General features: G+C 63.4%; 12 protein-coding genes. 5 read left to right on the top strand and 7 right to left on the bottom strand.

Going from position 1 to position 11,694, the window contains the following annotated elements:
• Positions 1–6 precede the first annotated feature (6 nt).
• The gene (gene tsaE / locus ACQKPS_RS11755; RefSeq protein ID WP_254482888.1) at positions 7–480 is read right to left on the bottom strand and encodes a tRNA (adenosine(37)-N6)-threonylcarbamoyltransferase complex ATPase subunit type 1 TsaE; all 474 of its coding nucleotides are present in this window, start codon (positions 478–480) and stop codon (positions 7–9) included.
• On the bottom strand, positions 468–1,328 hold the full coding sequence (locus tag ACQKPS_RS11750) for an NAD(P)H-hydrate dehydratase (protein ID WP_427604139.1): 861 nt from the start codon (positions 1,326–1,328) through the stop codon (positions 468–470). Before ACQKPS_RS11750 ends, tsaE begins: the two co-directional genes overlap by 13 nt.
• A gap of 64 nt (positions 1,329–1,392) precedes the next feature.
• Between ACQKPS_RS11750 and queG the strand changes: the two genes are divergently transcribed.
• Positions 1,393–2,454: a tRNA epoxyqueuosine(34) reductase QueG gene (gene queG, locus ACQKPS_RS11745; protein ID WP_254482886.1), complete on the top strand. Its 1,062-nt coding sequence runs from the start codon at positions 1,393–1,395 to the stop codon at positions 2,452–2,454.
• A gap of 112 nt (positions 2,455–2,566) precedes the next feature.
• On the opposite strand, the gene ACQKPS_RS11740 is transcribed toward queG, so the two are convergent.
• Complete coding sequence (locus ACQKPS_RS11740) at positions 2,567–3,178, bottom strand: trimeric intracellular cation channel family protein (protein ID WP_054887870.1); 612 nt, start codon at positions 3,176–3,178, stop codon at positions 2,567–2,569.
• Between the two features lie 91 nt (positions 3,179–3,269).
• Complete coding sequence (gene orn / locus ACQKPS_RS11735; protein ID WP_254482885.1) at positions 3,270–3,812, bottom strand: oligoribonuclease; 543 nt, start codon at positions 3,810–3,812, stop codon at positions 3,270–3,272.
• Positions 3,813–3,953: 141 nt separating this feature from the next.
• Here orn and rsgA point away from each other — a divergent pair, with 141 nt between their 5' ends.
• Positions 3,954–4,985, top strand: a complete 1,032-nt coding sequence (gene rsgA, locus ACQKPS_RS11730) for a small ribosomal subunit biogenesis GTPase RsgA (protein WP_054887872.1) — start codon at positions 3,954–3,956, stop codon at positions 4,983–4,985.
• Positions 4,986–5,029: 44 nt separating this feature from the next.
• On the opposite strand, the gene motB is transcribed toward rsgA, so the two are convergent.
• Positions 5,030–6,064, bottom strand: a complete 1,035-nt coding sequence (motB, locus tag ACQKPS_RS11725) for a flagellar motor protein MotB (protein WP_254482884.1) — start codon at positions 6,062–6,064, stop codon at positions 5,030–5,032.
• Positions 6,065–6,067: 3 nt separating this feature from the next.
• Positions 6,068–6,919, bottom strand: a complete 852-nt coding sequence (gene motA, locus ACQKPS_RS11720; protein WP_254482883.1) for a flagellar motor stator protein MotA — start codon at positions 6,917–6,919, stop codon at positions 6,068–6,070.
• A gap of 130 nt (positions 6,920–7,049) precedes the next feature.
• Between motA and ACQKPS_RS11715 the strand changes: the two genes are divergently transcribed.
• From ACQKPS_RS11715 to asd, 3 genes are read left to right on the top strand one after another with little or no spacing between them, the layout of a single operon-like run.
• On the top strand, positions 7,050–8,585 hold the full coding sequence (locus tag ACQKPS_RS11715) for an HDOD domain-containing protein (RefSeq protein WP_254482881.1): 1,536 nt from the start codon (positions 7,050–7,052) through the stop codon (positions 8,583–8,585).
• A 44-nt stretch (positions 8,586–8,629) separates the two neighbouring features.
• Positions 8,630–9,457 (top strand): rhodanese-like domain-containing protein, encoded by an 828-nt coding sequence (locus ACQKPS_RS11710; RefSeq protein ID WP_254482880.1) that lies wholly within the window; start codon positions 8,630–8,632, stop codon positions 9,455–9,457.
• Complete coding sequence (asd, locus tag ACQKPS_RS11705; RefSeq protein WP_313200706.1) at positions 9,454–10,317, top strand: archaetidylserine decarboxylase; 864 nt, start codon at positions 9,454–9,456, stop codon at positions 10,315–10,317. Before ACQKPS_RS11710 ends, asd begins: the two co-directional genes overlap by 4 nt.
• A gap of 56 nt (positions 10,318–10,373) precedes the next feature.
• On the opposite strand, the gene serB is transcribed toward asd, so the two are convergent.
• Positions 10,374–11,588 carry a phosphoserine phosphatase SerB gene (gene serB / locus ACQKPS_RS11700; protein ID WP_283724851.1) on the bottom strand — a complete coding sequence of 405 codons (1,215 nt, stop codon included), beginning with the start codon at positions 11,586–11,588 and terminating at the stop codon, positions 10,374–10,376.
• Positions 11,589–11,694 lie beyond the last annotated feature (106 nt).

Below are 11,694 nucleotides of genomic sequence, written 5' to 3'. Positions count from 1 at the left end.
CCCCACTTACTGTTTATAGTGTTCGGCCAGTGCAATGCACCAGGCCTCGCCGCGAGCCCCCTGCGGCGTAAGGTCAAGCGAGCGGCCGCTCGCTTGGGGGCTTATGGTAATGGTCAGGTCGGGCTTTGGCAAAACGCCCGCACCCTTTTGTGGCCATTCGAACAGGCACAGTGGATCGCCCTCGAAATAGTCACGAATGCCCATGAACTCCAGCTCTTCCGGATCGACCAGGCGATACAGGTCGAAATGGAAAGCGCGCACTTCACCGATTTCGTAGGGTTCTACCACGGTGAACGTCGGACTTTTCACTGCACCAGTATGGCCCAGCCCACGAATCAGGCCACGCGAGAGGGTGGTCTTGCCCGCCCCCAGGTCGCCTTCCAGGAAAATCACGCCGCGACCGCCGGTCACCTCGGCCAGTTTTGCGCCAAAAGCGACCGTGGCCGCTTCATCGGCCAGCAACAGGGTTAAGCCAGACACGCAGAATGCTCCTCCAACAACTCACGAATGGCCGGCGCCAGATCACTGGCTGCCAGGCCTCTACCTTTGACGCCCAGGCGCTCCCCTGCACAGGCGTGCAGCCATACGCCCAGGCCCGCCGCGCTCCAGGCGTCCAGCCCTTGGGCCAGCAACGCCGCCAGCACGCCGGTCAGCACGTCGCCCAGCCCGGCACCGGCCATCGCCGGATGCCCCCGCTCGCACAACGCCAGTTCACCAGTCGGCGCCGCCACCAGGGTGCCGGCGCCCTTGAGCACGCAGACACTGGCATAGCGGCGCGCCAGCTTGCGCGCCGCACCTGGGCGATCAGCCTGTACTGCCTCGGTGGATATGCCTAGCAGCCGCGCCGCCTCGCCCGGGTGCGGGGTGAGGATGCTGCCGCTGGGCAGCGCCAGTGGCGTGCGTGCCAGCAGGTTCAAGGCGTCGGCATCCCACACCTGCGGCCGCTCGGCATTGGCCACCGCAGACAACAGGCTGCGGCCCCAGGCGGCCTGGCCCAGACCGGGGCCCACCACCAGCACCGAAGCACGCTCCAGCACACCGATCAACTGATTGGCCGACTCGACCCCCAGGCACATGCTCTCGGGCATGCGCGCCAGCCCGGCCACCACGTGCTCCGGGCGTGTCGCCACACTGACCAGCCCGGCACCGCAGCGCAGCGCAGCCTCGGCACTGAGCAGCACGGCACCGCCGGTGCCCAGGTCGCCACCGACGACCAGCACATGGCCGAAGTCGCCTTTATGGACCTGCGCATGACGCGCCGGCAGGTGTGCGACGGTCACACTGCTGAGCAGTTGCGGGGCATTGCTGGGGTGTTTGGTCTGCGCCATGGGGTCAAAGGCTCCAATGTCTGGCAGAATTATACGCACCTGAGCCCGTATTGCCTGCCTATCCATGTCCGCCTGTACTCCTGACCTCGCCCAACTGGCCCAATCCATCAAGATCTGGGGCCAAGAGCTGGGTTTTGCCCACGTTGGTATCGCCGGGGTCGACCTTGGCGAACATGAACAGCACCTGCAACGCTGGCTCGACGCCGGCTACCAGGGTGAAATGGAGTACCTCGGCGCCCATGGCAGCAAGCGCGCACACCCTGACCAGCTGATTCCAGGCACGGTACGCGTGGTCTCGCTGCGCATGGACTACCTCCCTGGCGACACGCAAATGGCACAACGCCTGGCCCAGCCGGAAAAGGCCTACGTGTCGCGCTACGCCCTGGGCCGCGACTACCACAAGCTGGTGCGCAAGCGCGTGCAGTTTCTGGCAGACCGCATCCAGGAAGCGATCGGCCCGTTCGGCTACCGCGCCTTCGTCGACAGCGCCCCGGTGCTGGAGAAGGCCATTGCCGAGCAAGCCGGGCTGGGCTGGATTGGCAAGAATACCCTGCTGCTCAACCGCAAGGCCGGCAGCTACTTCTTCCTGGCCGAACTGTTCGTCGACCTGCCGCTGCCGGTGGACGAGGCGCACGGCAGTGAACATTGCGGGCGCTGCCAGGCATGCCTGGACATCTGCCCGACCCAGGCTTTCGTCGGCCCCTACGTGCTGGATGCTCGGCGCTGCATCTCTTACCTGACCATCGAGTTGCGCGGGCCGATTCCTGTGGAATTGCGTTCGATGATGGGCAATCGCGTGTTTGGCTGCGATGACTGCCAGGTGATCTGCCCGTGGAACCGCTTTGCCAATTACAGCCAGGAGCAAGACTTCCAGCCGCGGCATGGGCTAGAGAATGCCGACCTCGCTGAAATGTTCCTGTGGGACGAGCGCACCTTCCTGCGCAAGACCGAGGGCGGGCCGTTGCGGCGGGCGGGGTATGAGCGGTTTTTGCGCAACCTGGCAGTGGGGCTGGGCAATGCGCCTTCGACGATTCCGGTGATCGAGGCGCTGAAGGCGCGGCGGGAGGACGAATCGGAGCTGGTGCGCGAGCATGTGGAATGGGCGCTGACGCAGCACGGGCTCTGATAGCCAATCTCCCCCTGTGTGCGGGTTTACCCGCGAAAAAACCACCGCGACAGATGGCACGGGCTTCGCCCGTGTTCGCGGGTGAACCCGCTCCCACAGGATCGCATCAAGGCTACTGCTGGTCGTTGTAGTGGAACTTGGGCATTTCCCAATGGAAACGGATCGCCAGCAAGCGCACCAGGAAGCCGCCGAACAAGGTCAGCAGCATCGCCTGCTCCGCCGGTAGCTTGAAGTAAACGCAACCCAGGTAGAACCACGCCGCCGCGAACGACACACTGGCATACAGCTCGCGACGGAACACCAACGGAATGTCGTTACAGAAGATATCCCGCAGGATCCCGCCAAACACCCCGGTGATCACCCCGCTGATCGATGCCACCAGCATCCCCTGCCCCATCTCCAGCGCGGTCATGCAGCCAATCAGGGTGAAGGCCACCAGGCCCAGGGCATCCAGCACCAGGAACAGCGAACGCAAACGGCGCATCATCGGCGCGATGAAAATCGTCAGCAGCGCGGCAAAGCTGGTGAGCACCAGGTATTCCGGGTGCTTCACCCAGGTCAGCGGGTAATGCCCAAGCAGCACGTCGCGCACCGAGCCGCCACCCAGGGCAGTCACGCAGGCGATCAGCACGACGCCAAACCAGTCCATGCCGCGACGGCCGGCGGACAGGGCACCGGTCATGGCTTCGGCGGTGATGGCGATCAGGTAGAGCATCAACAACATGGCGCGGGTCCGTACGGAAAAGGCGCGCAGTCTAACCAGTTGCCCGAGGCACCAAAAGAGGGCGCAAGCACAATATCTGCGCCCTTTCGGCTCATACCTTGATGAAATGCTCGCGGTAGTGACGCAGTTCGGCGATCGACTCGCGGATATCGTCCAGCGCCAGGTGGGTGCTGCCCTTCTTGAAACTGTCACGCACATCCGGCGCCCAGCGCGCGGCCAGCTCCTTCAGGGTGGAAACATCAAGGTTGCGATAGTGGAAGTAGTTTTCCAGGCCGCGCATGTGCCGGTAGAGGAAGCGGCGATCCTGGCAGATGCTGTTGCCGCAGATTGGCGACTTGCCTTTGGGCACCCATTGTTCGAGGAAGGCGATGGTCTGCGCTTCGGCTTCGGCCATGCTGATCTTGCTGTCACGCACGCGCTGGGTCAGGCCCGAGGCGCCGTGGGTGCGGGTGTTCCAGTCGTCCATGCGCGCCAGTACTTCGTCACTGTGGTGGATGGCGATGACCGGGCCTTCGGCCAAGGTGTTCAGCTCGCTGTCGGTGACGATGGTGGCCATCTCGATGATGACGTCGTGGTCCGGATCCAGGCCGGTCATTTCCAGATCGATCCAGATCAGGTTCTGTGGGTTCTGCATGAAGGGGCTCCTCGTATAGGCCGTCATATTAGCCTAGCGACGCCGGCCTGCGCATGCGCGGCGCAAAGGTAACCAGAATGGTCTGCGAGCGGGCGTGCTAAACTGCCTGCCGTTTTCAACTTGCCCCACCTTGGAAGGTCCATGGCCAAACGCCAGCTCAATCGTCGCCAGAACTGGCGTATCGAAAAAATCCAGAACGAACGCGCCGCTCGCGCCGCCAAACGCGAGCAGCACGTGCTGCAAGAGCTGGAAGGCGGGGACCTGGGGCCGGAACAACTGGGCCTGGTGATCGCCCACTTCGGTGTGCAGGTCGAGGTAGAAGCCCAGGACGGCGAAGCCGCCGGCCAGGTATTTCGCTGCCACCTGCGCGCCAACCTGCCGGCGCTGGTCACTGGCGACCGCGTAGTCTGGCGCGCTGGCAACCAGGGCATCGGCGTGATCGTCGCGCAGATGCCGCGCAGCACAGAACTGTGCCGGCCGAACAACCACGGCCAGCTCAAGCCGGTCGCGGCCAACGTCGACCTGATCGTGATCGTCTTCGCCCCGGCACCCGAGCCGCACCCGAACCTGATCGACCGTTACCTGGTGGCTGCCGAGCACGCCGGCATCCGCCCGCTGTTGCTGCTGAACAAGGCTGACCTGATCGACGACCAGAACGGCCCTGGCCTGCATGCGCTGCTAGAGGTCTACCGCGAGCTGGGCTATCCGCTGCTGGAGGTCTCCGCACATCACGGCGACGGCATGCAACGGCTGCAGCAGATGCTCGACGGGCACATCAGCGTGTTCGTCGGCCAGTCGGGGGTGGGCAAGTCGTCGCTGGTCAATAGCCTGCTGCCAGATGCCGGCACCCGCGTGGGCGAACTGTCCGAATGGTCTGGCCAGGGCCAGCACACCACCACCACGGCACGCCTGTATCACTTCCCTAACGGCGGTGACCTGATCGACTCGCCGGGCATCCGCGAATTCGGCCTCGGCCATGTCAGCCGCGACGACGTGGAAGATGGCTTCATCGAGTTTCGCGATTTGTTCGGCACCTGCCGCTTCCGCGACTGCAAGCATGATCGCGAACCGGGGTGCGCGCTGCTCAAGGCACTCGAAGAAGGCCGTATCAAGCCACAACGGATGAACAGCTACCGCTCGATCATCGCCAGCCTGCCGGAAGACAGCTTCTGATCTGCACGCCTGGAGGCACCTGAGGGCACTCTGTGCCCCCAGTGCTACTGATCCTTTTGCTCATCCATCTTCAAGGTCCCATCCTCGAAGATATTCAGCTTCTGGCGCAGCTCACGCGGCTGCATCGGCGCCTGGGCAGCAGCATCACCTGTCGCCGGGGCTGCCGGGGCCGCCGCCCCAGGCGCTGCACCGGCAGGCGAAGCGGGTTGCGCTGGCGTCTCGGGCGCGCCTTGCTCACCCTCGATGTTGCGCTGCGCCTTCTTGGTCAGCACGATGATGTCGATACGGCGGTTGACCGGGTTGAACGGATTCTTGCGGTCGAACAGCGACGACGAGGCATACCCCACCACCCGCGCCACCTGGCCGTCCGGGTAGCCACCGGCAACCAGGGCTCGACGTGCGGCGTTGGCGCGATTGGCCGACAGCTCCCAGTTACCGAAATCGCCGGTGCCGGAGTACGGCTTGGCATCGGTGTGGCCGCTGATGCTGATCTTGTTCGGCACCGCCTTGATGGTGTCGGCCATGGCCAGCAGGATGTCTTCGAAATACGGCTGCAGGCGCGCACTGCCGATGTCGAACATCGGCCGGTTCTCGGCATCCATGATCTGGATGCGCAGGCCGTCCTGGGTGATCTCGAACAGGATCTGGTCCTTGAACTTCTGCAGCTGAGGGTTTTCCTCGACCTTGTTCTGCAGCTCCTGCAACAGCAGCTCGAGGCGCTCGCGCTCGACCTGTTCGGCCATGGTCTCGACCTGGTCCTTGTCCAGCTGGATGCTGGTATCAGGCGTAGGCTCGGACTTCATTTCCGGGTTGATGGTCTTTTCCGGCGCCATCTGCGGCGAGCCGCCAAGGTCGATGACGTAAGGCGTGCCACTCTCGGAAAAACCGATCGGGTCCTTGAAGTAGCCGGCAATGGCGATCTTCTGCTCAGGCGTAGCCGTGGATAACAGCCACAGCACCAGGAAGAACGCCATCATCGCCGTGGCAAAGTCGGCGAAGGCGATCTTCCAGGCACCGCCATGGTGCCCGCCACCGAAGCGCTTGACGCGCTTGATGATTATCGGCTGATTGTTCTCCATGACTCAGCGACCGCGAACCGCTTGTTCCAGCTCGGCGAAGCTTGGGCGATGCTTCGGATACAGCACCTTGCGCCCGAACTCGACGGCCAGCGAAGGCGGCATGCCGGAAGCCGAGGCCACCAGCGAGGCCTTGATCGACTCATAGAGATTGAGCTCTTCCTTGGCATCGTGCTCAAGGCACTTGGCCAGCGGGCCGAAGAAACCATAGGCGGCGAGAATACCGAAGAAGGTACCGACCAGCGCCGCACCCACGTGCAGGCCGATCGACTTCTGGTCACCATCACCCAGCGATGCCATGGTCACCACGATACCCAATACCGCCGCGACGATACCGAAGCCGGGCATGCCATCGGCGATACCGCTGACGGCGTGAGACGGGTGCTCGAGCTCTTCCTTCATGCTCAGCAGCTCCATGTCGAACAGGCCTTCGAGCTCATGGGGCGCCATGTTGCCGGTGGACATGATGCGCAGGTAGTCGCAGATGAACGCGGTCATGCGCTCATCGCCCAGCACTGCCGGGTACTTGGCAAAGATCGGGCTGGCGGCGGCGTCTTCGATATCGCTCTCGATCGCCATCATGCCTTCGCGGCGGCTCTTGTTGAGGATTTCGTACACCAGGCCCAGCACTTCCAGGTAGAACGTATGGGTGAAGCGAGAGCCGAACATCTTCATCGACTTCTTGATTACATGCACGGTCATGTAACCGGGGTTCGCCTGCATGAAGGCGCCAAAGGCTGCACCGCCAATGATCAGCACTTCGAACGGCTGGATCAGCGCCGCGATCTTGCCGTGGGAGAGTACATATCCGCCGAGCACGCTCGCGAATACGACGATGATGCCGATAATTTTAGCCATAGGATCAAAGCACTTGCTGTCGTGGTCAGGGAGAGGGACGGGAGCTTTAAAACTCTTCTTCTACTTATCGGCAGAACTGCGCCAGACTATAGCCACTCAAAGCGAAAAGCCAGTTCGGACTGATGCCAAAATGCCAATGGAATCCAAGGTGCCCACTCAGAATCCGCGTACCCTAGAGGCCTGGGTCAAGCTGCTGGACGGTGTTCGCGTACCGGTACCCAAGCAGAGTTACGACCGGGTAATGGCCGCGATCAACGACAGTCGCCGCTCCTTGCGCGACATCGCCGAACTGATGCAGGACAGTCCCGCCCTGGTGCTGTCAGTGATGCGCGAGGCCAACCACCCCGCCAACGCCAGCCAGGCCGAACCGGCTGAAAGCCTGGAAATTGCCCTGAACCGCCTGGGCCTGGCACGTAGCAGGGAACTGCTGATGCGCCTGCCGGCCGTACCGGAAGACGACATCCCGCCTGTGCTGCGCCAGTTCCTGTTGATCAGCCAGCATGCCGCACAACAGGCCAGCGGTCTTTTCGCCAGCCGCCTGGCGCGCCTGTGGCAGGAAATCCACTGGGGCAGCCTGCTGTTCCTCGCCCCGCTGTGGCCACTGGCCCTGGCCTACCCCAAGCTGCTTGACGCCTGGGAGCTACGGGTCATCCACAAGGGCGAAACCGCGGCCGATGTGGAGCAGGAGCTGTTCGGCGTGCGTATCTTCGCCCTGTGCCAGGCGATGGCCGAACACTGGCGCCTACCCAAGTGGGTGACCCAAGGCTATCGCCTGCTGCTCGAAGAACGCGACCAATTGGCCTTGGTACTGAGCATCGCCCGTGAAGAAGACCTGCTCAACCAGCAGCATCGCCTGGACGAGGCGCCCGGTTTGCGCCGCTGGTTCAACGAACCAGCCAACACCGTACTGCTGGCCAACAACCTGGCGCTGGCTGCCCAGGTCGGCTGGGACAACCCTCATTTGCTGCGCTGGCAGTTGCTCACCGCGCTTTACCTGCAAACCTCACTGGAAGACGTGCAGCAGCAGGTGCACCAACAAGCCGCCGCCAGCGCCCGGCGTCATGCCAGGCATGCACTGTTCCACCCGGCCGAAGCGCTGATCTGGCCTTGGCAGCAACGTCGCCCGCACCCGGACATGCTCAAGCCGCCACCGCCTTCCAGCGACGACCTCGGCCGCTGGCGCAAGCTGTGCCAGACGTTGTTGGCGCAACCCAGCCCGTTCACCAACGCCGTGCACCTGGCCACCCAGGCGCGCGAAGCCATGCTTGCCTGTGGCATGCAGCGCATCATGCTCCTGACGCTGGACCGTGCCAGCGACCACCTGCGCGTGCAGCAGACCGCCGGCCTGCCCCAGGAGGCCGCCGCCATGGACTTGCCCCTGGCGGAGAATAAACTGTTGCAAAAGCTCATGAGCAAAGCCGGCCAGTTGCGCCTGACGCCCGACAATCACGCCCAGTTCTCGGCACTGCTACCCGCACCGTTGCAGGCACTGTTCCGCAGTGAGCATCTGCTGCTGCGGTCGCTGGCAGTCAGCGACCAGGTGCTGATGCTGGCCGTGGCCGACCAGGGCGGCAAGCCACTGGCCGATGTCAGCGTGCAGGCCTTTGGCAAGACTTCGCAATGTATCGAGCGTGCGTTGGCGGTGTTCGCCAACCGCGGTGCCTGAGCCTTGCGCTACAATCGCCCCTCTTTCCACACTGGAGACCGTGGATGACTGACTTTTCCAGCCTGCCTTTGGTGATCGAAGCCACAGACCTGCTGCCGCGCCTGGATTCACCCCAGTTGATCCTGGTCGACCTGAGCAGCGCCAACCGCTATGTCAGCGGCCACATCCCTGGCGCCCGCTTCGTCGAAGGCAAGCGCACCCAGCTCGGCCAGGCGCCGGCCCCCGGCCTGCTGCCGGCCCTGGGCGACCTGGAAAAGCTGTTCAGCGAACTGGGCCACCGTGACGATGCCGTCTACGTGGTATACGACGACGAAGGTGGCGGCTGGGCCGGGCGCTTCATCTGGCTGCTTGATGTCATCGGCCATTCGCGTTACCACTACCTCAATGGCGGCATCCAGGCCTGGCCGGCGGACAAGCTCTCCACCGACGTGCCAACGCCGGGCACTGCCCCGGTGCACTTGCAACTGCATGGCGAACCGACTGCCACGCGTGAGTACCTGCAAAGCCGCCTGGGCGCTGACGACCTGGTAGTCTGGGATGCCCGCGCCCCGCAGGAATTCAACGGCGAAAAAGTCCTGGCCGCCAAGGCCGGGCACATTCCCGGTGCCGTCAATTTCGAGTGGACGGCCGGCATGGACCTCAACGACCATCTACGCATCCGCAAGGACATCGCTGAAGTCTTGCAACAACTGGGCATCACGCCGGACAAGGAAGTCATCACCCACTGCCAGACCCACCGCCGCTCCGGTTTCACCTACCTGGTGGCCAAGTCCCTCGGCTACCCACGCATCAAGGCCTACGCCGGTTCGTGGAGCGAATGGGGCAACCACCCGGACACGCCTGTCGAAGTTCAAGGACCATCAACCCAATGAAATCCCGTCTGTTCATCCTCAGCCAGTACTTGCTGCCGCACCATCTGCTGTCGCGCCTGGCTGGCTGCGTCGCCGAGTGCCGTGCGCGCTGGTTCAAGAACGCCTTCACCGCCTGGTTCGCCAAGCGTTACCAGGTAAACATGAGCGAAGCACTGGTCGAAGACCTTACCGCCTACGAGCACTTCAACGCATTCTTCACTCGCGCCCTGAAACCCGGTGCACGCCCGCTCGACGAAACCCCGGGCGCCATCCTCTGCCCGGCCGATGGTGCGGTCAGCCAACTGGGCCCGATCGAACACGGGCGTATCTTTCAGGCCAAGGGCCACAGCTTCAGCGCGCTCGAGTTGCTCGGCGGTGACCCGGCACTGGCCGCGCCGTTCATGGGCGGCGAGTTCGCCACCATCTACCTGTCGCCGAAGGACTACCACCGCGTGCACATGCCGCTGGCCGGCACCCTTCGCGAAATGGTCTACGTGCCAGGCCGCCTGTTCTCGGTCAACCAGACCACGGCCGAAAACGTTCCTGAGTTGTTTGCCCGCAACGAGCGCGTAGTGTGCCTGTTCGATACCGAGCGCGGCCCGATGGCCGTGGTGCTGGTGGGTGCCATGATCGTCGCTTCGATCGAAACCGTGTGGGCTGGCCTGGTCACCCCGCCGAAGCGCGAGCTGAAGACCTTCCGCTACGACGAAGGCAGCCGTGCACCGATCCACCTGGAAAAAGGCGCCGAACTGGGCCGCTTCAAGCTGGGCTCGACCGCGATCGTGCTGTTCGGGCCTGAGCAGGTGAAATGGGCACAGACCCTGGGCGCAGGTTCCGCTGTGCGCATGGGTGAGCTCCTGGCGGGTCCTGCCCAGGCTTGACCCTGAGAATAAAAAGGCCCTGCATGCGCATGCAGGGCCTTTTTTTTTACCGCGAATCAGCCACGGCCGTCGCGATCGCGCAGGCCCAGCAGGTACAACACGCCATCCAGGCCCAGGGTGGAAATCGCCTGCTTGGCCGACTGGCGTACCAGCGGCTTGGCACGGAAGGCCACGCCAAGGCCGGCCAGCGACAGCATCGGCAGGTCGTTGGCGCCATCGCCCACGGCGATGGTCTGTTCCAGCTGCAGGCCTTCTTCACTGGCCAGCTGTTGCAGCAAGTCAGCCTTGCGCTGGGCATCGACGATCGGCTCCACGGCCACGCCGGTCACCTTGCCATCGACCACTTCCAGTTCGTTGGCGAACACGTAATCGATGCCCAGGCGCGCCTGAACCTGTTTGGCGAAGTATGAGAAGCCGCCGGACAGGATCGCTGTCTTGTAGCCCAGACGCTTGAGTTCGGCAAACAAGTTCTCGGCACCTTCGGTCAGGCGCAGGGAAGCACCGATTTCGTCGAGTACGCCGACATCCAGGCCCTTGAGCAGCGCCATCCGCTCCTTGAAACTGGCACGGAAATCCAGCTCGCCGCGCATGGCTCGCTCAGTGATCGCAGCAACCTGCTCGCCCACACCAGCGGCCTTGGCCAGCTCGTCGATGACTTCCGCCTCGATCAGCGTCGAGTCCATGTCGAATACCGCCAGGCGGCGATTGCGGCGGAACAGGTCGTCCTTCTGGAACGCGATGTCGATGTTCAGCTCTTCGGACAATGCGAAGAAGTCAGCCCGCAATGCCTGAGCGTCGCTCGGCACGCCACGCACGGAAATTTCCAGCGCCGCCTTGCTCTTCTCGCTCGAAGCATTCAAGGCAACCCGCGCCGACAGGCGCTCGATACGCTCGATGGTCAGGCCATACTGGCTGATGACTGCGCTGACGCGTTGCAACTGCTCGGGGGTAATCTTGCGGCTGAGCAGAGTCACGATATGACGTGCTTCGCCCTGGGCATCGGCCCAATGCTGGTAGTCGGCCTCGGAGATTGGCGTGTAACGCGCTTGCAGGTTCAGCTCGTGGGCTTTGGACTGCACGCTCTGCAGCAGGCTGGTAGCCACTTCGTTATCCGGGATATCGACCAGAATGCCGAACGACAGCGTGCCGTGCATGACCGCCAGGCCGATGTCGAGGATGTTCACACCGCCCTGGAGCAGGACGCCGGTAATGGCGGCGGTAAGACCCGGGCGGTCCTCACCGGTGATGTTGATCAGAACGATTTCGCGCACAACCTGGCTCCGACTTCGATGAAAAATGCGCATTCTACCGATTTTCCATGACCATCGGGCGCGAACTCTACTTTGCCGACAAAACACTGCTCGCTATACTGCCCAA

It is taken from the genome of Pseudomonas sp. NPDC086566 (assembly GCF_050280885.1).
In the GTDB taxonomy this organism is placed as follows: Bacteria; Pseudomonadota; Gammaproteobacteria; order Pseudomonadales; family Pseudomonadaceae; genus Aquipseudomonas; species Aquipseudomonas vlassakiae.
Note: the sequence above shows the minus strand (reverse complement) of the source record. Positions and strands in the feature narration are given on the sequence as shown.

Bases quoted from the DNA above. Each gene is read 5' to 3' on its own strand.
- ACQKPS_RS11750 (WP_427604139.1), bottom strand. From the start codon at position 1,328: ATGGCGCAGACCAAACACCCCAGCAATGCCCCGCAACTGCTCAGCAGT.
- queG (WP_254482886.1), top strand. From the start codon at position 1,393: ATGTCCGCCTGTACTCCTGACCTCGCCCAACTGGCCCAATCCATCAAG.
- ACQKPS_RS11740 (WP_054887870.1), bottom strand. From the start codon at position 3,178: ATGTTGTTGATGCTCTACCTGATCGCCATCACCGCCGAAGCCATGACC.
- orn (WP_254482885.1), bottom strand. From the start codon at position 3,812: ATGCAGAACCCACAGAACCTGATCTGGATCGATCTGGAAATGACCGGC.
- rsgA (WP_054887872.1), top strand. From the start codon at position 3,954: ATGGCCAAACGCCAGCTCAATCGTCGCCAGAACTGGCGTATCGAAAAA.
- motB (WP_254482884.1), bottom strand. From the start codon at position 6,064: ATGGAGAACAATCAGCCGATAATCATCAAGCGCGTCAAGCGCTTCGGT.
- motA (WP_254482883.1), bottom strand. From the start codon at position 6,919: ATGGCTAAAATTATCGGCATCATCGTCGTATTCGCGAGCGTGCTCGGC.
- ACQKPS_RS11715 (WP_254482881.1), top strand. From the start codon at position 7,050: ATGCCAATGGAATCCAAGGTGCCCACTCAGAATCCGCGTACCCTAGAG.
- ACQKPS_RS11710 (WP_254482880.1), top strand. From the start codon at position 8,630: ATGACTGACTTTTCCAGCCTGCCTTTGGTGATCGAAGCCACAGACCTG.
- asd (WP_313200706.1), top strand. From the start codon at position 9,454: ATGAAATCCCGTCTGTTCATCCTCAGCCAGTACTTGCTGCCGCACCAT.